The 19790-nt window shown below is 38.0% G+C and carries 19 protein-coding genes; 2 read left to right on the top strand and 17 right to left on the bottom strand.

All coding sequences use genetic code 11. The annotated features are described in order from the left end of the window. Nucleotides 1-394 precede the first annotated feature (394 nt). The 14 genes from HCN83_RS07690 to HCN83_RS07625 all read right to left on the bottom strand — a co-directional run bounded on the left by HCN83_RS07690 (nucleotide 395) and on the right by HCN83_RS07625 (nucleotide 15591). Nucleotides 395-1606 carry a lipopolysaccharide biosynthesis protein gene (locus HCN83_RS07690; protein WP_343033674.1) on the bottom strand — a complete coding sequence of 404 codons (1212 nt, stop codon included), beginning with the start codon at nucleotides 1604-1606 and terminating at the stop codon, nucleotides 395-397. Between the two features lie 140 nt (nucleotides 1607-1746). Next, a complete protein-coding gene (locus HCN83_RS07685; protein WP_168006010.1) occupies nucleotides 1747-3189 on the bottom strand; it encodes an O-antigen polymerase in 1443 nt (480 codons plus the stop codon). Nucleotides 3190-3419: 230 nt separating this feature from the next. Then, on the bottom strand, nucleotides 3420-3662 hold the full coding sequence (locus tag HCN83_RS07680; protein ID WP_246238140.1) for an acyltransferase: 243 nt from the start codon (nucleotides 3660-3662) through the stop codon (nucleotides 3420-3422). A gap of 279 nt (nucleotides 3663-3941) precedes the next feature. Further along, nucleotides 3942-5096, bottom strand: a complete 1155-nt coding sequence (locus tag HCN83_RS07675; RefSeq protein WP_168006006.1) for a glycosyltransferase family 4 protein — start codon at nucleotides 5094-5096, stop codon at nucleotides 3942-3944. Continuing rightward, complete coding sequence (locus HCN83_RS07670; RefSeq protein WP_168006004.1) at nucleotides 5096-6073, bottom strand: SDR family oxidoreductase; 978 nt, start codon at nucleotides 6071-6073, stop codon at nucleotides 5096-5098. Before HCN83_RS07670 ends, HCN83_RS07675 begins: the two co-directional genes overlap by 1 nt. Before the next feature lies 1 nt (nucleotide 6074). Continuing rightward, nucleotides 6075-7451, bottom strand: a complete 1377-nt coding sequence (locus HCN83_RS07665) for a nucleotide sugar dehydrogenase (RefSeq protein WP_168006003.1) — start codon at nucleotides 7449-7451, stop codon at nucleotides 6075-6077. A 6-nt stretch (nucleotides 7452-7457) separates the two neighbouring features. After that, entirely contained in the window at nucleotides 7458-8597 is a 1140-nt protein-coding gene (locus HCN83_RS07660) for a glycosyltransferase family 4 protein (RefSeq protein WP_168006002.1), read from the bottom strand. 12 nt (nucleotides 8598-8609) lie between these two features. Next, the gene (locus HCN83_RS07655; protein WP_343033673.1) at nucleotides 8610-9215 is read right to left on the bottom strand and encodes an acetyltransferase; all 606 of its coding nucleotides are present in this window, start codon (nucleotides 9213-9215) and stop codon (nucleotides 8610-8612) included. Between the two features lie 37 nt (nucleotides 9216-9252). Then, complete coding sequence (locus HCN83_RS07650) at nucleotides 9253-9876, bottom strand: sugar transferase (RefSeq protein WP_168006001.1); 624 nt, start codon at nucleotides 9874-9876, stop codon at nucleotides 9253-9255. A gap of 3 nt (nucleotides 9877-9879) precedes the next feature. Next, nucleotides 9880-10989 carry a DegT/DnrJ/EryC1/StrS family aminotransferase gene (locus tag HCN83_RS07645; protein WP_168006000.1) on the bottom strand — a complete coding sequence of 370 codons (1110 nt, stop codon included), beginning with the start codon at nucleotides 10987-10989 and terminating at the stop codon, nucleotides 9880-9882. Between the two features lie 47 nt (nucleotides 10990-11036). Next, nucleotides 11037-12863: a nucleoside-diphosphate sugar epimerase/dehydratase gene (locus HCN83_RS07640; protein WP_168005999.1), complete on the bottom strand. Its 1827-nt coding sequence runs from the start codon at nucleotides 12861-12863 to the stop codon at nucleotides 11037-11039. 494 nt (nucleotides 12864-13357) lie between these two features. Then, complete coding sequence (locus HCN83_RS07635; protein WP_168005998.1) at nucleotides 13358-14125, bottom strand: tyrosine-protein phosphatase; 768 nt, start codon at nucleotides 14123-14125, stop codon at nucleotides 13358-13360. A 31-nt stretch (nucleotides 14126-14156) separates the two neighbouring features. After that, nucleotides 14157-14858: a CpsD/CapB family tyrosine-protein kinase gene (locus tag HCN83_RS07630; protein ID WP_168006028.1), complete on the bottom strand. Its 702-nt coding sequence runs from the start codon at nucleotides 14856-14858 to the stop codon at nucleotides 14157-14159. Further along, nucleotides 14848-15591: a YveK family protein gene (locus tag HCN83_RS07625; RefSeq protein WP_168005997.1), complete on the bottom strand. Its 744-nt coding sequence runs from the start codon at nucleotides 15589-15591 to the stop codon at nucleotides 14848-14850. Before HCN83_RS07625 ends, HCN83_RS07630 begins: the two co-directional genes overlap by 11 nt. 182 nt (nucleotides 15592-15773) lie before the next feature. Between HCN83_RS07625 and HCN83_RS07620 the strand changes: the two genes are divergently transcribed. Together HCN83_RS07620 and HCN83_RS07615 are read left to right on the top strand one after the other, a co-directional pair. After that, the gene (locus HCN83_RS07620; RefSeq protein ID WP_168005996.1) at nucleotides 15774-16703 is read left to right on the top strand and encodes an LCP family protein; all 930 of its coding nucleotides are present in this window, start codon (nucleotides 15774-15776) and stop codon (nucleotides 16701-16703) included. Nucleotides 16704-17059: 356 nt separating this feature from the next. Then, nucleotides 17060-17347 (top strand): hypothetical protein, encoded by a 288-nt coding sequence (locus HCN83_RS07615; protein ID WP_168005994.1) that lies wholly within the window; start codon nucleotides 17060-17062, stop codon nucleotides 17345-17347. Between the two features lie 46 nt (nucleotides 17348-17393). Here HCN83_RS07615 and HCN83_RS07610 read toward each other — a convergent pair whose 3' ends face one another. The 3 genes from HCN83_RS07610 to HCN83_RS07600 all read right to left on the bottom strand — a co-directional run bounded on the left by HCN83_RS07610 (nucleotide 17394) and on the right by HCN83_RS07600 (nucleotide 19527). Beyond that, nucleotides 17394-18281 carry an SGNH/GDSL hydrolase family protein gene (locus HCN83_RS07610; RefSeq protein ID WP_168005992.1) on the bottom strand — a complete coding sequence of 296 codons (888 nt, stop codon included), beginning with the start codon at nucleotides 18279-18281 and terminating at the stop codon, nucleotides 17394-17396. Between the two features lie 83 nt (nucleotides 18282-18364). After that, nucleotides 18365-18592, bottom strand: a complete 228-nt coding sequence (locus tag HCN83_RS07605; protein WP_168005990.1) for a hypothetical protein — start codon at nucleotides 18590-18592, stop codon at nucleotides 18365-18367. A gap of 248 nt (nucleotides 18593-18840) precedes the next feature. Then, complete coding sequence (locus tag HCN83_RS07600; protein WP_168005988.1) at nucleotides 18841-19527, bottom strand: response regulator transcription factor; 687 nt, start codon at nucleotides 19525-19527, stop codon at nucleotides 18841-18843. Between the last annotated feature and the right edge of the window lie 263 nt (nucleotides 19528-19790).

Genomic DNA, 19790 nt, shown 5'->3' with positions numbered 1-19790 from the left:
AGACCTGTTTCAGTGTACGGAAGTGACCCAGAAACAGCGGCGAACCTTTGGGGCGCTAGGGTTGAAGCCTCCTCCCAATATCCTCGATCTCCAGGCGAATTCCTAGTAACACGTCTGGTGTATTCAAGAATGCCTGAGAACCCTTGTCTTAGTAGGGTTCCCAGGCATTTCGTTTACCTAGTAACTGTCGAACTCGGGTGGGACATTTTTCTACAAAAGACGGAGACCTGTTTCAGTGTACCGAAGTGACCCAGAAACAGCGGCGAACCTTTGGGGCGCTAGGGGTGAAGCCTCCTCCGAATATCCTCGATCTCCAGGCGAATTCCTAGTAACACGTCTGGTGTATTTAAAAATGCCTGAGACCCTTGTCACACGAGGGTTCCAGGCATTTCGTTTACCTAGTAACTGTCGAACCCGAGATTAACATATTTAGTCTAATTTTTACAAAAAACACTCTAAGTATTAAATGTAATAAATTTGCAATAATTATAGTGTAAGTTGCACCATAAATACCATATTTATTAATTAAGATGTATCCGATTATTAAACTAATAATAAGAACTATAAATATAATTTTTGGTTGAATACTAATATACCTCATAGCAAGTAATGCAGTATCAAAATTCCAACTCACTATATTTATAGCTAAAGCAATACTCATTAGAGTTAAAACATCAGAATACTGAGCGTAATTTTCACCATAAACAATGAATAAAAATCCTTCTCCAAAGAAATGTGATAATAAAAATAATATGATACCTAAAAACATTGAGAACAAAGACAGTTTTACAAAAATTAATTTATGAAAATGATAATACTCGAACTTTTTAATTTTATTATATAAATATGGTAAAAAAGTTTGAGAAATTGCGTTCATCATCATATTACCTATAAGTAATACATATATTATAACAGAAAAATATCCTAAAACTTCCGTTGACTCATAAAATTCTAATAAAAATCTAGGAAAAGAGGCATTAAATGATGTCATCATTTGCACTAAACCTAATGGTATACCAACGACAATAACACTAAGAATTTTTGAAGTATCAAAGCTCTCATTATTTAGAGTATATTTGGTGCTTATATATTTTTTCTCTACACTGTATAGAAATAATAACTGTGCTATTAACTGAGAAAATAGCGAGTGAATTAAATTGTTCGTTATTAAAACACATACTAGAAATATAAATAAAGTAAAAACATGTTTCACTATCATAAGTTTGCCTATAATATTCATATTTCCCTCTTTATGGGGTAGAGCATAATACATATCCGATTGAAGATCTAATATTTTCATTAATCCGACCAAAAATATTATATAAAAATGTTGAGGATAAATTATTGTAGCAATCAACATAAGTAATATAAAAGCAGCGAAATTAAGTATGCATCTAGAATAGAGATAATCGGAAAAACTTTTAGAATCTTCAGTAATAAATAATGAGCGTAATTTCATGTTAGCAAATAGGGTTATTGGTGCTCCAATAGCAAAGGCAAGTGCATAGGCCCCAACATCTGTAGGTGTTAGTATTCTAGCAATAATAATGATAATCAACCATTTTGTAAAAGCTACAACTAAATTGGCTCCAAAAATCCATGATATTTTACTTATAATGTCAATACAATCCTTTCTTAATTCAATAAATGGAATATCTTTATATATTTAAATAAGCATTATAATACATCGCTGTAAATGTAAGTAATCATATATCATTACAATTGTGATAATTAACTTGAAATATATTAATAATTTAGATTTGAATTTTTTGACCTTTTTTTTACAACTATTCTATTATTAAAATAGTATATGAAAATAAATAATAACAGAAAAAAAGAAGTATCATTCATTAAAATTGAACCATTCTGTCCCATAGATATGCCAATTCTTATAATTGTTATCGTCAGAAAAAAATAAAGTTCAATTCTAGCTTGATTATATTGATAATTTATCAAGATACGAGCAAAAATCATAAAAGAAATCATTATAATAGGAGAAAATAAAAATCCAAAAAAGAAGTATCCTTGACCTATCATGGGAATAATTTGAGTATTATGTTCCTCAAAATATATTCTTTCATTAAAGTAACTAGCTGATGATTTTAAGTCCACGCCTTGTAATAGCAAATTCGGTCCTAACGTTGATCTCAGCATGTCGTAACCAAAATTCATAATATTTCTAGCGTCTTCATTATTCTTAGCAGCCTCTGTTGCGATGGCTACATTGTAGGGACCACCCATATATATTTGAAGAGTATTAGTGACATCTACAATTTGATTATTTCCGTCAGTATATGTAGCATGATCTCGATGAACACTAATTAAACTAACAGATAATATAATAAATATTACAAGTACGATGGATGCTATTCTACTTTGTTTTGGATATAGTTTGTAAAATAGCACCATACTAGCTACAGCTGTTATAATAAAATTAGCTCGGTTTGAGCCAAAAATAATAAAAATATTCATAAATGTTACTAAGAAAGACAATAATATGTATATTTTGCTATTCGTTAATAAGTATTTTTTATAAAAAAAAGACATTAATAATACAAAGACTATAAATTTTGAAATTACTAAAAAATAGAAAATTATCGAAGAAATTAAAGAGCCCTCTGTCCAATTTACTAATCCATCAGGAGGGATTAAAAAGTAAAAAGATTGTAAAGTAGACGGTTGTAATAACACAAGAATAAAAGTTATTGATATAAAAACGATATAAATAAAATAATTATTAGGGCCGTTTATTTTTCGCGTGTGAATATCTGAGTTTAAATCACAATTTTTAAACAATAAATATAATACAGTACAAATTATTATCATCTCGTAAATCAAAAGCCATATGGCCAATTCGAATGAAGAGTCTAACGGCGGAATGGATGACCTTCCATCATAATGATTAGAATATACAATTAGAGTTGGTAAAATGATATATCTTACAAAAGTGTAAATTGAAAATACTATTAAAAATATGTTTTTCTTTTTGAACAATATGGGGGATATAATATATGTAAAGAGTATGCTATAAATTAATGGCAGTAAATAAAGATAATCATAACCTGGATGACTGACATTGTATGCAATGTATAAAGTTGAAGAAATACCTATTATAAATATAATAATTCGAACTGAGTTTAACAAACCATCTTTTAAATGGTTACTTCGCACTTCTCTATAGTGATTCATATATAGCTACTCCTAATTGTAATTATAAAGTAATGGTAAGTAATAAATCGTGTGTATTATTACCAACATAATAATATAGTACTGCACAAATTTTATATAATAAATTTCTATGAGATTTTTAATATGTATGAGCTTATAAAAGCTATTAACCTTTTGAATTATGAAGCTATTTATTAGACTGAAATTGTTATATACTTGGCGAATCATATAATTCCAGTTGATTGTTATTATTAATTTAGATGTCTACATTGCTGCTTTGCAGGAACTCCTGCAACTCTGCTATGCTTTTCTACATTTTTTGTAACAATTGCTCCCGCTGCAATTAATGCACTCTCCCCTACTTTTACTCCAGAAGTAATAACAACATGCGCTCCTGCCCAAGATCCTTTCTCAATAATTATGGGATGGCTTTCACCTTTATTTGTAACTTGCCCGTCCTTAAAAATGTGATTACTTGATGCAATAATTGACATTGGACCAATTATAACATTATCACCAAGAACAACGTTTCCTTTTGCTTGAATATAACAATAATGTGATAAATAACAATTATCCCCAACGGACAATTGGCCTGGATTATTAATTATGACGCCCTTTCCTATTTGGAGTTTTTTTACCAGTTGTTTTTAAAAAAGGGCCTATGAACAGCCCTCTAATTCTATTAGTCACCATATGATTAGGTAGTAAGCCTGTTATTAAATTAACTATGTGTATAGGAATATCTCTAAGGAAAAAATTAATAAATATTTTATTCAATTTTTATCTCCCCTTTCTTTTATATCTTTTATAAACTCATGAAAAAATTTTTCTCTTTTTTCAGTTAAAATTGACTTTATATATTGTTGTGATGTGGCTTGATTGATAATCGATTGTTGTTTTAGATCTTCTATATGCATTTTTCTAAATATATTAAAAGCTAATTCACTTTTCCCTTTAGGATATATATAGTCTTTATCAATTAATTCTGGAATCCCACCTGCGTTAGAGCCTATAGCAGGACAACCTCTACTCATTGCTTCAATTAATGCTCGAGGCAATCCTTCAGTTAGACTCGGTTGTAAATATAAGTCAATTTGATCTAACCATTTAAATACTTCTTTATGATTTAGTCTCCCAATAAAAATGATATTCTCTTCAACGCCATATTCTTTAGCTAATTTTTTTAAATAATTTGGATCACCACCTCCGACTAATTCATATCTAATTTCATATCCTAAGGATTTAAGTTTTGAAACTACCTTAATAACATCTTGTTGACCCTTGTATACATTTAAGGTAGCGCAAGTTCCTAATACAAAATTATGAGAACTTAACTTTTTTATTTTTTCTGTTCTTTGTTTTAGTAAATTTTTATCTATCGAATTTATTGTAACGTTAGAACAAGCTATACTTTTCCCATTTGTTGGATACTTCTGCTGCAAATATTCTTTTGTGACGTAAACAACATGAGTCGCGTCTAATATAGCCCTTTTACACATTACATCTACTAATGGGGCCATAAATTTTTTAGACAAGCTTTGATTCCACAAACTATCCCAAGCATTCCCTACAACTTCTATAAAGAAAGGTTTCTTATACTTTTTTGCCTTTGATAATGCATAAAGACCAATAATACTAGGCAATCTTATAATTAAATTATCACACTCTTTTATTTTATTATTAACTGTATTTTTAATTTTGGTATTATTTAATACCTTAAAGTTTGGAATCGTATAAAAGGTAGCATGCTGGTCTATCCGTTTTAATTCATTTACTTCACCATATAATTCTCTCTCTCTACCTATAATCTCTAAAGTATCAGTAAAACTAGTATACCTATCAATAAATTCTTCATCAAAACCATATGATTCATAGTAGTTCCCCTCTTTTTTAGGAAATATATGATCATGTACAAATAAAGTTTTCATTAAATTAATTTCTCCTTATACCACACAATGGCTTCTTTTATGCCCAGTTCAAAATCCCATTCCGGATTATAATTGAGTTCAGATTTTGCTTTACTAATATCGGCGTTACTATGTTTAATATCACCTTTCCTATCGACGGTGAATTCTGGTTCAATATCCTTTTCTAAAGCTTCACTTAATTTGTAGTAAATATCCTCGATGTATTCCCTACCACCATATGCTATATTATATGATTGACCAGCTACTCTCGAGCTTGCTAAACATGCTTTCAGATTTGCTTCAATAACATTTTCTATATAAGTAAAATCTCGACTTTGCTTTCCATCGCCGTAAATTGTAGGTTGAATATTAGAGTTTAACTGTTTGATAAATTTAGGTATGACTGCTGCATATGCACCATCAGGATCTTGTCTTCTACCAAATACATTAAAATAACGCAATCCATATGTATCTAAATTGTATAGCTTTGAGTAAATTTCACCATATTCTTCGTTTACTTTTTTTGTAAGAGCATAAGGTGATAATAATTTGCCTTCTCGCCCTTCCTTTTTGGGTAAAGTAGGCTCGTCTCCATAAACCGATGAACTGGAGGCATAAACGAATTTTTTTATATGATTTTGTCTAGCAGCTTCAAGCATATTCAAAGTTCCGCCTATATTTACTTTTTCATAGAATACTGGCATTTCAATACTCCTAGGTACGCTTCCCCATGCAGCTTGATGGAGGACATAATCTACACCTTTACATGAATCCATACAAGTATCGAAATTAACAATATCTCCTTCGATTAATTTAAAGTTATGATTGCTTATGAACTTTTTTATATTTTCTTTTTTACCAGTTGAATAATTATCTAGCCCGATAACTTTGTATCCTTTTTCTAGAATAGCCTCAACCAAATTTGAGCCAATAAAACCTGCAGCGCCAGTAACTAAAAAAGTGCTATTGGCAGGAAAATCTAATTCCTTATATCCCATTTTACAACCTCCAATATAAAAAGTTTTTTTCAGCTTCCTCTTTGTTAAACATACCCTTAACATCTACCAATACTCTATCTTCTTTTATTTCAGTTGTATTTAGTTCTGCGGTAGCGGCAACTTCTAAATCTTTGTTGTAGTAACTTACACTCGGAGCATACATTTCTACTAATTCTTCTAATTTAATATCTTCAAATTCTTGATGCGGTACTGCAAAAATCAATGCATCAACGTTTTTTACAGATGATCTATTTATAACGGAAATACTATACTCATTCCATAAATCTTCCTGATCAGCTATTGGGTCTACAATTTGAACTTGAACCCCATATTCCTCAAGCTCTTTTATTATATCAACCACTTTAGTATTACGTACGTCTGGTGTGTTTTCTTTGAATGTAAATCCAAAAATGACTACTTTAGAACCTTTAACTTGTTTATTAGATTTAATCATTTTTTTCACTGTATTTTCTGCAATGTATTTGCCCATATCATCATTAATCTTTCTGCCTGATAATATGATTTGAGAATGATATCCTAATTGTTCGGCTTTATAAGTAAGGTAATACGGGTCTACTCCAATACAATGACCTCCGACTAAACCAGGGCTAAAATTCAAAAAATTCCATTTGGTTCCTGCAGCTTTTAAAACGCTGTTAGTATCAATGTTCATTTTATCAAATATTATTGATAGCTCGTTCATAAAGGCAATATTTATATCCCGTTGAGCATTTTCAATTACTTTAGCAGCTTCAGCTACCTTTATATTTTCGGCTTTATGAACTCCGGCATCTACAACTAACTCGTAGATTTTAGCTGCTATGTTTAACGTTTCTTCATCCATTCCAGCAACCACTTTTGTAATAGTTTCCAGTCTATGAACTTTATCTCCCGGATTAATTCGTTCTGGAGAATACCCAACTTTGAAATCCGTACCACACTTCAAACCAGACTCTTTTTCCAATATAGGTACACATACATCTTCTGTAACTCCAGGATAGACTGTAGATTCAAATATAACGATTGATCCTTTTTGCAGGTTTCTTCCAAGAGTTGCACTTGCTGATTTGATTGGTGTTAGATCTGGTGTATGATCAGAATTGACGGGTGTAGGAACTGCTACAATATGAAATATTGCTCGACTTAATTCATCATCTTTTGAAGTGAAATCGACAGTAGTATCTTTTATAGCTTTATTACCCACCTCTTTTGTAGGGTCTATTCCATTTTTATAAAGCTTTATCTTCTCTTGATTAACATCAAAACCAATTACTTTTACTTTTTTGGCAAAAGCAATGGCAATCGGCATTCCAACATATCCTAAACCTACTATTGAAATTTTCTCTTTACCTTTTATTATATCTTCATACATGTTCATTTTTTATCACCCTAACTTGTGAGTAGTTTTATGATCTTGAACTAAATTCATATTCTTTAAAATTACTTGATTTACTTTTCTAACATCATATTTATTTAAGATGGCTAAATGTCCTTCTTTAGCCATTTGTTGCGTTTCATGTTGGTTGTCGTACATTTGAACCATCTTATTAGCTAGTGCTTCTACATTTTTTTTAGGAACAAGATAACCAGTTATACCGTCTTCTACAGTTTGTCTGCATCCAGGAACGTTAGTAGCTAATACTGCGCGCCCCATTGACATCGCTTCTAAGAGTACTCTTCCCTGCCCTTCGTGATATGAAGGTAATGTTATAACAAAACTATTTTCAATATATGGTCTAACGTCTTTTGCTTCGCCTAGATATTCAACAATACCAGCGTTAGTCCATTCTTCTAAATCTTCAAGCCCGATTGCTGTCGGATTAGTATCTATTGGACCTAGTACTTTAAAGATCATATTTGGGCGTTGTTTTTTTGCAACCGTAGCTGCCTCTAAAAATTCATATATTCCTTTGTCTTTTATTAATCTAGCTACAAATAAAAACGTATTAGTATTAGTAATTTTACGTTTATTAAATAATAAGGTATTGACTCCGGAGCTTCCTAATATCACGGTCTTATCGTCTCGTATAATTTTATTTCTTTTAAACAATTCCAAATCATCTTTGTTCAAGAAAAAAATTGTCCTGCATTTACTAAAGGCAAATCTGTATAATTTAAAAAGTATTTTGTGCAATACTTTTAATTTTAATGAGTCCCCTCTTATTATTGACCCTGAGCCGGTCATCATAGAATATATGTTTTCGATCCCACAAAAGTATGCGCTAATACTTCCATAAATATTAGGTTTTATCGTATACGATAAAAAACAATCGGGTCTTTCCTGCTTCAATAATTTGATGAGAGATTTTATCAGCTTAATATCTTTAAAAGGGTTCATTCCAGTTCGATCCATCTCTATAGGAACATATTTAGCTCCTAATTCTGCTATTTGAGCTTGTAAGTCTTCATAATCATGTGGGGCACTCGCTATTACCTCGTGTCCACTCTCAACCATCGCTTTTATCATATCTCCTCGAAAATTAACTAAGGACGGACCGTAGCTTCCTAAGATAAATATTTTCATAATAACTCCTTCTTAACTATTTTTCCTAATTAGCTTTGCGGGACTACCAACGTACGTTCCTTCTATAATAATATTATGAATTACTACTGACCCGGCCCCAATAATACAGTTAGAATGGATATCAATATTATTAATTACACTGCTACCTATGCCTAACCAAGTTTTCGTTCCAACCTTAACACCTCCCGCTAAGTTTACCCCCGGAGAAATGTGAACAAAATTCATTATGAGATTATCGTGATCGACATTGGCCCCAGTATTAATAATCGAATGATGACCAATTCTAGTAGAGGAGTTAATGATTGAGCCTGCCATTATTACTGTGCCATGATTAATAATTACATCGCTACCAATACAAGCATTAGGATGAATTATAGTTGCAAATTTAGCATGGCTATTATTAAGTTCATTAACAATTTTTTCTCTAATACTATTGTTACCAATCCCTACTATAAAATAGTGCGACTTAATATATTTGTGATATTCATTCATTTTTCCAACTACGCTTATTCCCATAACTGGACCAATTTCTTGATCGTCTAAAAAATATATATTTTCCCATTCTTGAGTTTGTATTGCAATATCTGCTATTACTTTCCCGTGCCCGCCAGATCCAATAATTATTAGTTTGTTTCTCTTAAGATACCAATTTCTCCTATTTTCCTTTATAAGGTTCCATTGTAGCTGATGAATTAGAGTTAATGGAATCCCTTCTCAACACTTTCACAGCTGTTGCAGTCATAATTTTAAGATCTTTAGCCAACGTAATATTGTCTACATAGTTGATATCAAATTCAAATTTCTCATCCCAACTTATAGCATTGCGACCGTTAATTTGAGCTAAACCTGTTAAACCTGGCTTTACTTCATGACGTCTTTTTTCATACTCACTATACAAGGGTAAATATTCAACCAATAGAGGTCTCGGCCCAACAATAGACATATTGCCTTTTAGAATATTAAATAACTCCGGTATTTCATCTAAAGATGTTGCTCTAAGTTTTTTTCCAAAGCTTGTAAGTCGGTCTTTGTCCTCTAGTTGTTGCCCATTAGAATCATGTTGATCTAACATCGTTCTAAATTTATACATTGTAAATAACTCTCCATGTAATCCCGGACGTTGTTGTTTAAAAAGAATTGGCTTACCTAATTTCATTCTTACTAATAGTGCAACAATTAAAAATACAGGACTTAACAAAAATAATGCTATTAATGCTAGGGCTACATCTAAAGGTCGTTTAAATACAGTTTGATACGAAATGTTTTTTTGTTTGTGCATCCTTTACATCAAACCCTTTATTATTTTAGTTATCTTTTCTAATTGAAAGTCAGTTATTTTCGTGTCTGATGGAAGGCAAACTCCATTCTCAAACAATTGTTCAGCTATGTTGCCGCCGATATAATCATATTCTAAAAAGTAAGGTTGCTGATGCATGGGCTTCCAAACACGACGGGCTTCAATATTGTGTTCATCTAAAGCATTAATTACATCTAAGGGTCTGGTCTTCCCTTCTAACATAATTGTACTTAACCAATAATTAGGTCTATCCCAACTATTTTCCGGCATCATTTTTACTCCAGCAATATGCGATAATTGCTCTTTATAAAAGAAATAGATTGCTCTCTTTTTTTCCACTCTGTCTCTCAATACTTTTAACTGTCCTCTCCCTATACCAGCTACAACATTACTCATTCTATAATTAAAGCCGAGTTCACTATGTTGATAATGGGCAGCTTTGTCTCTGCTCTGGGTAGCCCAAAATCTCGATTTTTCGATCCTTTCCATGTTATTTGAAACTAACATTCCTCCACCCGAAGTCGTAATAATCTTGTTACCATTAAATGAAAATATGCCATACTCTCCAAAGGAACCGGTGTGTTGACCTTTGTAATATGTTCCGAGACTTTCAGCAGCATCTTCAATTAATACTATATTGTGCTTATTACATATTTTTATAATCCGATCTAAATCTGCGGATAGCCCATACAAATGTACTACAATTACAGCTTTAGCTTCAGGATATTTTATGCAAGCTCTTTCTAATGCCTCAGGGCATATATTCCATGTTTCTTTTTCACTATCAACAAATACCGGAGTCGCGTTTTGATAAATGATTGGATTAGCTGTAGCAGAAAACGTTAAAGTAGAACAAAACACAATATCTCCAGCTTCTATTTGGGCAGCTTTTAATGCTAAGTGTATTGCACTAGTCCCTGAAGATAGTGCCGCTGCACTACCTACTCCTACAAATGATGCTAACTCATTTTCAAATTGGTTCACATTTTCTCCTAAAGGAGCTATCCAATTTGAATCAAATGCCTCTTGAACAAACTGCATCTCGTATCCTTCCTCACTCATGTGAGGTGAAGCAAGATATATTCGATCTGTCATTAGAAACTTCCTTCCTGTACTAAATCTGCATTATGGATATCTAAGAATCATTTAGCTGCTAATAAATCCAATAGTTTAGTTTCTCTAAAGTTTGCTATGTCTAACACTTTAGTACGCAAACACTCTTCTGAAGTTACTTCAAGCTCCTTAATTAATAAATTAACAACCTCAAGTCTAACTGGAGGCGTCTTACCTCTGTAGATCATTGGATATATCTGTTCTTGATGTACTTCATTTTCACCTAAAAGTTCTTCAAATAATTTTTCTCCTGGCCTCACACCAGTGAATTCAATAGAAATATCGCTTTCGTTATATCCAGAAAGACGGATCAAGTTTTTGGCAAGATCAACTATTTTAACTGGTTTCCCCATATCTAAGACAAATGTTTCGCCACCGTCAGCTATAGCTCCAGCTTGAAGCACAAGCCGCGATGCTTCTGGAATAGTCATAAAATACCTTGTCATATCGGGGTGGGTAACGGTAATTGGCCCACCTGAAGCTATTTGTTGTTTGAAGCGTGGGATGACGGAACCTCTGCTCCCTAATACGTTTCCAAAACGTACTGCTACGAACTTTGTTTCACTTCTTCTATCCATACATTGCACAACCATCTCTGCAATTCGTTTTGTCGCCCCCATTACACTGGTAGGGTTTACTGCTTTGTCTGTAGAAATCATTACAAAAGATTTCACTCGCGCTTCGTCCGCAGCCTCTACGCAGTTTCTAGTTCCTATAACATTGTTTTTCACTGCCTCATGTGGATTACGCTCCATCAAAGGCACATGCTTATGCGCAGCTGCGTGATAAACCACATCTGGTGAATGTGTCTTGAATACCTCTATCATTCTTTGTTTATCTTGAACATCCGCAATTTCTGTTATGATCTCCATATCTAAATTTGTATATTTCGATCGCACTTCCATTTCAATTGTGTAAATGCTATTTTCTCCGTGTCCAAGTAGCACCAATTTTTCAGGAGAATAACGCGCGACTTGTCGGCATACTTCTGAACCGATCGAGCCGCCAGCTCCAGTTACCACCACCGTTTTGCCTGTTAGCTTTTCTCCAATTCTTTTCGTATCTAATTCAACAGGCTCTCGTCCTAACAAATCCTCTACTTGCACATCGCGCATCTGCGTCACACTGACTCTTCCGGACATAATGTCTTCAACAGACGGCATAATTTGCGTCTTCACTTTTGTTTCCGAACAAATTTGAAAGAGCTCATTTAAATCCGTTTTAGATAGGGAGGGAATCGCAATAATAATGTGTTGGATGTTCTTATCTTTTACGACAGTCGGAATATTTTCTTTTCGGCCAATAACAGGAATACCCATGATCTCAAGCCCGGATTTAGTGACATCATCATCTATAAAGGCGACCGGATGGAGCTCGGACATTTCACTGTTTAACAGCTGTCGAGCAACCATCGTTCCGCCATTACCAGCTCCAATAATGAGTGCACGTTTTTTGTTAGCCGCTGATTTGAATTTCATATCTCGATACAAGCGCCAAGAAAATCTGGAAGCCCCGATTAGAAGTATATGTAGCATTAAAGTAATTAAAAGCGTTCTAGAATACATGACTTGATACAGAGCAAGCTGCAAGACACCAACTGTAGCAACAGATAGCGTCACGGCTACAAAGATCGAAGATAATTCTCGAATACTTGCATACTGCCATACACGTTTATATAGCTTAAAAAAATGAGCGAAAATATGATGGCTTACTAATAGTCCAATCGATGTCACAACGAGAGCGGGTGTGACGATTTCTGCTGCTGGGGCAATCAGCCAGTTCCCCACAAATACAGAGAACATCACGATGAGTGAATCAATTCCAATGAGTAATGCCAGTCTTTTTCGTAATGACATGGTTTGGCCTCCTTATTGATGTATAGCTTTTCCGTAAAACAACACAGCCCTTTTGTTCAAAACGGCTCTATTGTTTTACGTCTTGAATTAAAATGAATGCCAATTCACGATAGAGAATTGACATTCCTGATGCTGCGGTATTGAACCGATCCTCACCTCTCCACCTATGGCTTAACGCCTAAGCTGTTCTAAATGTTGAACAACCAGCAGCGGAGTTGAGCTCCTCCTTTGGTATGGGTATTGGAGAAATGACCCGTATTTTTACATTTTCTACATCTCTTCAAGGTCTTTTATATTTTAACATAATCCTACTGCTCTCGATAGGGATGAATTGGATGTTTTTCCTGAATTGGTGGGAAGTATAGGATATTTTTCGTAATAGGAAGAGAGTGATGGTTATTGCTTTCGATGCCTTTAGTATATAACCATTCGTTTCACTCAGGCACCGCTATTCTACCTGTATTAAAAGTGGGTTTTGGCCTTTTTTTGTCGAATTAGCGATTAAATAGTTTATGAAGCAGTCCTTTAGCCTGTATCTCATTCGGTGCATCACCGATAACCGGCTGATTGTGTATTAATTTCTCCGCGTGATCCTGCATCTCCTTTGCACGTCCTAACTTCTGCTCGATAACGTTATAGGCCTTATCCATGTAAAACCCTCGCGACGTTGTATTATGAGCATCACTTGCGATAAAATGTGCCAAGTTATGATCAATCAGCTCAAGCGAAAACTTTTGCAGCTTTTTCCCAAAATGACCGGTGACACTAGCAGCCGTTACTTGCGAAAGCGCTCCGTTTTGGATGTATCGATACAATAGCGACGGTTTTTCCATAAACACTTTATTCCGTTCAGGGTGCGCAATGATCGGCGTGACACCTTCCAACTGCAGGTCATAAAATAAGGACGAGGCAAAGCGCGGAATATAATTCGACGGAAATTCAACGAGCATATAAGCGGATCCATGTAGCGTAAGCAAGTGCCCCGCTTTTAGATCCTCTAACAGTTCCCCGTACACGCGCACCTCCTGTCCAGCTATGACAGTGAGAGGTATCCCGTGATGATGCAGCAGGGCGTTTGTCTGATCAACAGCACCTTCCACGATCGGAGCTTCGTTCGTGTACGTCCCGTTTTGATGATGAGGCGTCGCTACAATCGTCTTAATTCCCTCGTCCACGGCTGCTTTCGCCATCGCAAGCGTATCGGCTTCATGCGCTGCTCCGTCATCCATTCCAGGTAAAATGTGGCTATGTATATCAATCATCATATTCCTCCATATGACAAAGAGAGGGATGTTATCCCTCTCCGTAATAATAGTAATACTGTGACTGCTCCATCTGGCGGTCGTTTAGAACAGCACCGATCAGATTCGCATCGACTTTCTTTAATGATTCCACTGCCCGTTCAGCGTGATCCTCTTCCGTTTTGCCGCTGCGAATGATAAGGACAACTCCATCAGTATGGCCCGCAAGTATTTGTGCGTCAGTCACGGCATTGACCGGCGGGGCATCGAAAATGACATAATCGTAGCGATCTTTCACGTGCTGCATAAACTGCTTCATACGCTGCGAGCCCAACAGCTCACTCGGGTTTGGTGGCAGTGGACCCGATGGGAGTACGTCTAAATTAGCAATCGATGTTTCAAACACCATTTCATTGAACGAACTCTGGTTCGTCAGTACATTCGTAAATCCGGCTTGGTTTGGTACTTGGAACGAGAAATGCACGGTTGGCTTACGTAAGTCCGTATCGACGAGCAGCACTTTGTTATCCTGCTGCGCGAGCACAATGCTTAAGTTGGCAACGGTTGTCGACTTTCCTTCCCCAGGTGAGGAAGACGTCACGAGAATGGAGCGGACCGGCTTATCAATGGATGCAAACTGGATATTTGTGCGGAGCGTACGATACTGCTCCGAGATCGGTGAACGCTTTTGAAACTCCGTGATGAGCGCGCGCTGTTTATCGGACATTTCTTGCTTATTCTTTTTACGCGCCATACGTTTCACGTCCCTTTCCCCGGCGAGTGTGCGATAGATCTGATTCTTCCATATCGGAAGTATTCATCGTTGAAATAGAAGCAAGCACCGGAATCCCGAGCTTTTCTTCCACATCGTCTTCTGTTTTAATCGTACGATCCAAGAAAGCGAGTAGAAACGCAAGTCCGACGGAGGCCATGAGACCAACAACGAAGGCGATCGCCATATTTAGCGTTGGATTTGGACTTACCGGTGACGGATTATCACTTAGCTCTGCAGCTGATAAGATCGAGACGTTATCAACGTTCATAATTTCAATAATGTCCTGCTGAAAGACGGACGCCATCGTATTGGCGATTTCCACGGCGCTTGCCGGGTTCGCATCTTCGACTGTGACAGTGACGACCTGCGATTCTCCTTCAGCCGATACGTTCACTTGATTTCGGAGTGTTCCGACACCTTGCTCTAAATTTAACTCGTCAATCGTCGGCTCTAAAATCCGCGGGGATGTCATTATGACGTTATACGTATTAATAAGCTCCACGTTCGTACGGATATCGTTCTGCGTAAAGACGTTTTCGCCTTCTGTCGATTGGTTGACGAGAATTTGGGTAGAGGCGCTGTACATTGGGGTTAACACAAAATACGAGACACCAGCAGCAATCGCAACTGCTGCGAGGGTAATGGAGATAATCATGATCAGGCGCTGTCTGATCGTCTGAATAATCTCCTTCAGACTAATCGTTTCTTCCATGGTGTTCCTCCTGTTACGTTCATTTATTAGACAATTACTGTTCTATATGCTAAAGGAAAAGTCAGGTAAAGTAAATCACTTCTCCCAAATTCTTTCATTCGAGACGCAAAAATGGTGCTTGTCGCATCCTGAATCTGCCAGTATACTGATAGTAATCTGAAAACGAATGGGGCGCATTTTTCATGAAAAAATTCTTACTCATCACGACCGGTATTTTCGCTGTCTTCTTGCTGGCGGTTGGCGGCTATGCCTTTTATTTGTACAGTTCTCTGCAAAGTACCGCTTCGGAGATGCACACGACGATTGATCGCGATAAGTCTGATAAACGAGAAGTGGAAGTGAATATGGATGAATCGGATCCGGTGTCGATTCTATTATTAGGCGTCGATGCGGAAGAGTCTACTACGGGACGAACGGACACGATGATGATTGTGACGGTGAACCCACAGGATGAATCGATGCGTATGGTCAGCCTTCCGCGGGATACGCGCATGGAAATCGTCGGACGTGATATGCAGGATAAGGTGAATCACGCTTACGCGTTTGGTGGCGCGGACATGGCGATGGATACGGTTGAAAACTACTTTGATATTCCTCTTGATTATTTTGTTACAGTAAACATGTCCGGCTTTAAGGATATCGTAGACGCGGTTGGTGGTGTAACCGTTGATAACAGCTTTGCATTTGATCAAAGCGGCTATACGTTTAACGAAGGAGAAGTCGATCTGGATGGCGATCAGGCGCTCGCTTATTCCCGGATGAGAAGCGAAGATCCGCGTGGCGACATGGGTCGTAACGACCGACAGCGCCAAGTCGTGAATGCGATCATTCGCGAAGGAGCACAGTTCAGTTCCATTACACGCGTCGGAGATATTCTGGATTCCGTTGGTAGCAACGTGCAGACGAATATGGAGTTTGATAAGATGCGCAAACTGCAGCAAAACTATGCCGGCGCTCGTCACAACCAGGAAACGATGGAGATCGAAGGCGACGGAGAGCGGATTGACGGCATCTGGTATTTAATCGTTTCAGACGAAGAGCGTGAGCGGATCAGCAGTGAGCTGCGGGCTCACCTTGAATTAGATGACACGTCCACCGCTTCATCAGACTAAGCGTTTTCAGGCAGGGATCCTTCGGTTCCCTGCCTTTTTTAGGACAAATCACTAGTTCGTTTACACCCATCCTTCTGTTTTCGAAGTTTTTTGTTTCTTTTTCCACTAAGGTGGATATAATAGAGAGTAGTTATTCCACCTCAGTGAACGATAGGTCTTCGTTATCGGTGTTTTACATAATTGACCATAACCCTTCAATAATCCACCTCGGTGGACGATAATAAGGGGAGTCATCTGCTGACGAAGAAACAAACTAATAAAAACAGGTTTTTCTTTCCACATTTGTGGAAAGATATACATATAGTCTTATTTCCACTCACGTGGATGGCTTTGCCCTGTTCGAAGGAGAGATGTGCATGTTTTGGAAGGCGAATCGAAAAAAGCAAGTGATGGAAGCGACGCATATTGAATGCCCAAGCTGTGAAACGGTCACAGCGGTTCAAGCATGGAATAAACTTGCGGTAGGTACTTACGGCGATGACACTCCAGATGTGCGCAAAGCAGCTCTCAACAAACAAAATTCGTTTCCGTTCCAATGTCCAACGTGCTTTAAAGGCTATTCGGCCCATCGCCTGGAGTTCGTAAAGCCGGAGGGAAAACACACCCACCTCGCAGCTAACGTCACGCAGACGAATGTAAACTAACGCAAAGGATCATCCGACTTCGCATCGGATGATCCTTTGCGTTAGTTTATTGGGTTACGAGATACGGGCGAATCGCTTCTGCCCACAGCGTATGGCCGTCTTGATTTGGCATCCGCTCTTCGGTGACGTAATCGAGCAGTTCTTCATCGTCCAGGTCCGGCCATGCTTCCCAGTGATTGATGTACACGTACCCTTCCTCTTCGGCAAAGTCTGCAAAATCGGCGACCTGTTCCGGATAGATCGACGTTTCATAAGCTGGCGGAGATGGATGCAGAACCGTGATTAAATCACTATTATCTGCCGTTGCCGCCTCTGCAATCGCATCAATCTGCTCGTGCGCGTCGTCCCCGGTGACGACAGCGAGGTTATTGTTCCAATTGAACCCTTCCAACAATAAAATGTCGGCTTCATTGTCAGCTAAGTCATCGTGGCGGTTTTGCTCGACGATCTCTTCGGTCGTAAAGCCACCAAAGGAAACGTTTGTGAACTGGAACGTTCCTTCCCCGTATGCTTCATTCAGCTCTTCTTCCAACAGCTCCGGCCAAGGCGTTAGTCCCTCGTCTTCTGCGTCCGTGGAGGAACGCGTGCCTACCGTTAACACACGCACGGCTTCTCCAGCAGACAGCCGTTCTGTGATGCGATCCGCAATCGAATTCGGAAGCTCTGACGTCAGCTGCTCCAGCTTCTCTTCGTCATAAGCGGATTCTTCTAGCTCATTCTCCTCTTCAGCTGCCTCTTCCAAGACGACTGCTGCTTCATCCGCTTCTTCGTCATCTTGTACTTCCAGCTCTTCTGCATCGATTCCGGCTGAAGCGGCCAGCTGTTCATGCGCCTGATCCGCTGTTGCTTGAAGCTGATCCTGGTAATACAGTCTTCCGACCAGCACCGTCACACCGGTTAAGACGACGACAATCAGTAATGTAATCCGTTGCACCGAACTTCCCCTCCCGTCTGAACTCACTTGTATCATTATACCCATTAAGCAAGTTTCCGTATAGTGGACTGGCAATATTTTCTTTAGATTACCGCAGAATGAGGAGAATGCAGGATCGGATGTATGTCTTCTGGCTTTGTAGGGAGCTTGACGTGAAAGTAGCCGAAGTCGTCTGTCATTGTCGTAGCAATGATCTTCCCTCCACTATGTACGAGTGCGATTGCTTGGTGTGCACACGGCTCTGTTAACAAAAAGCCTACGGCGAAATGCTCGTTATTATCATTGGTCGTCACGGTCCATTCCCATTGCATCGGTAAGTGCCTCCTTTTTCTTCCTTATTTGTCGGCGAGGAAGGGAAGGACGTTACAATTGGTTCAGGGCGCTATTCGTACGTCAGACCACTTATTTGCATCCGGTTCTTCGTTTATGAGGTATCGTATAGCTTTTATGAGGTGGATTTTCTTTATTATAAGGAACTTTTTCTTCATGACGCGAAACTGCGACCTCCAGGCAAAATAAAAACACTGTACAAGGGCGTTTACCCTAGTACAGTGTTATTCTAGTCCCGCTCGCAGTCGACCCATTCGTTGCGGATCGCGTGAACGACGACGCCGGTGCGGTCGCTGACGCCGACGCCGCGAATCAGGTTGCTGACGTAGCGTTTCACGGTTTTGACCGAGTAGTAGAGCTCTTCGGCCATTTCCGGCGTTGATTTTCCGTCCAGCAGCAGCTGCAGAATATTTAACTCCGACTTACGCAGGTCGACGTCGACCCGCTCCGGAATCAGCTTGAAGCGGTTGATCGGCTGCTGGCGCTCTTTTCTCTGTTTCACTTCTTCAGCGAGCTCGTAATTGACCTCCGGATTTAACAGAAATGGGTGGTCACAGATGACTTCCATCGCCTGCTCGGAGTGCTCTCTGAATTTTTCCAGGGAAATGAGTCCCTGCATTTCTTCTCGTAGCATCTCTTTTGCTTTGTGCATGCAGTCGTCCGGCACGATGAAGACAATTTGCTTGCCTTCCCATTCGACCTTTTTCACTCGTGCGCGCTGCTCTTTAATAAGCGTATCGGGATTTGAGCTGAAGAGAAACAGCGTATCAAACGTTGCGGCGTATTCATCATTTGCCTCATCTAAAAACTCATAAAGAACGCTTGATGGCGCTTGTATCTTCCTCAGATCGGCTGCGTATTCCTTCTCCGTGCAGATGAGCGCGATTTTCTTCAAATCTGCCTTAGCTGTTTCCATCTGTACCCCTCCACTCACGCATCCCTTGTAACGGATGAACAACAATTGTACTACTATTGTAAACATAGAACGGCCCGGATTTCCACTGTTTCGCTTTAACTTTTACGTTGACCCCCCTTTACCCAGGTAAAGGACCGAAGAAAGTCTTACGTTCAGCAGGTAGAAGCTTTCCTTTCGTTAGTAATATGAAACATAATCTGCCAGTCTTCTTCTATAAATGAACGTTTTACTGGCAGCTAATCTGCGCGCCTATACAAAAAGCC

Origin of the sequence: Alkalicoccus luteus, from assembly GCF_012034335.1 — a bacterium.
GTDB classification, from domain to species: Bacteria; Bacillota; Bacilli; order Bacillales; family Salisediminibacteriaceae; genus Alkalicoccus; species Alkalicoccus luteus_A.
This window is presented reverse-complemented; position numbering and strand designations above follow the sequence as displayed.

Excerpts from the sequence above, each read along its gene's own strand:
- HCN83_RS07685 (WP_168006010.1), bottom strand. The coding sequence starts at position 3,189 with ATGAATCACTATAGAGAAGTGCGAAGTAACCATTTAAAAGATGGTTTG.
- HCN83_RS07680 (WP_246238140.1), bottom strand. The coding sequence starts at position 3,662 with ATGTCAATTATTGCATCAAGTAATCACATTTTTAAGGACGGGCAAGTT.
- HCN83_RS07675 (WP_168006006.1), bottom strand. The coding sequence starts at position 5,096 with ATGAAAACTTTATTTGTACATGATCATATATTTCCTAAAAAAGAGGGG.
- HCN83_RS07670 (WP_168006004.1), bottom strand. The coding sequence starts at position 6,073 with ATGGGATATAAGGAATTAGATTTTCCTGCCAATAGCACTTTTTTAGTT.
- HCN83_RS07665 (WP_168006003.1), bottom strand. The coding sequence starts at position 7,451 with ATGAACATGTATGAAGATATAATAAAAGGTAAAGAGAAAATTTCAATA.
- HCN83_RS07660 (WP_168006002.1), bottom strand. The coding sequence starts at position 8,597 with ATGAAAATATTTATCTTAGGAAGCTACGGTCCGTCCTTAGTTAATTTT.
- HCN83_RS07650 (WP_168006001.1), bottom strand. The coding sequence starts at position 9,876 with ATGCACAAACAAAAAAACATTTCGTATCAAACTGTATTTAAACGACCT.
- HCN83_RS07645 (WP_168006000.1), bottom strand. The coding sequence starts at position 10,989 with ATGACAGATCGAATATATCTTGCTTCACCTCACATGAGTGAGGAAGGA.
- HCN83_RS07640 (WP_168005999.1), bottom strand. The coding sequence starts at position 12,863 with ATGTCATTACGAAAAAGACTGGCATTACTCATTGGAATTGATTCACTC.
- HCN83_RS07635 (WP_168005998.1), bottom strand. The coding sequence starts at position 14,125 with ATGATTGATATACATAGCCACATTTTACCTGGAATGGATGACGGAGCA.
- HCN83_RS07630 (WP_168006028.1), bottom strand. The coding sequence starts at position 14,858 with ATGGCGCGTAAAAAGAATAAGCAAGAAATGTCCGATAAACAGCGCGCG.
- HCN83_RS07625 (WP_168005997.1), bottom strand. The coding sequence starts at position 15,591 with ATGGAAGAAACGATTAGTCTGAAGGAGATTATTCAGACGATCAGACAG.
- HCN83_RS07620 (WP_168005996.1), top strand. The coding sequence starts at position 15,774 with ATGAAAAAATTCTTACTCATCACGACCGGTATTTTCGCTGTCTTCTTG.
- HCN83_RS07615 (WP_168005994.1), top strand. The coding sequence starts at position 17,060 with ATGTTTTGGAAGGCGAATCGAAAAAAGCAAGTGATGGAAGCGACGCAT.
- HCN83_RS07605 (WP_168005990.1), bottom strand. The coding sequence starts at position 18,592 with ATGCAATGGGAATGGACCGTGACGACCAATGATAATAACGAGCATTTC.
- HCN83_RS07600 (WP_168005988.1), bottom strand. The coding sequence starts at position 19,527 with ATGGAAACAGCTAAGGCAGATTTGAAGAAAATCGCGCTCATCTGCACG.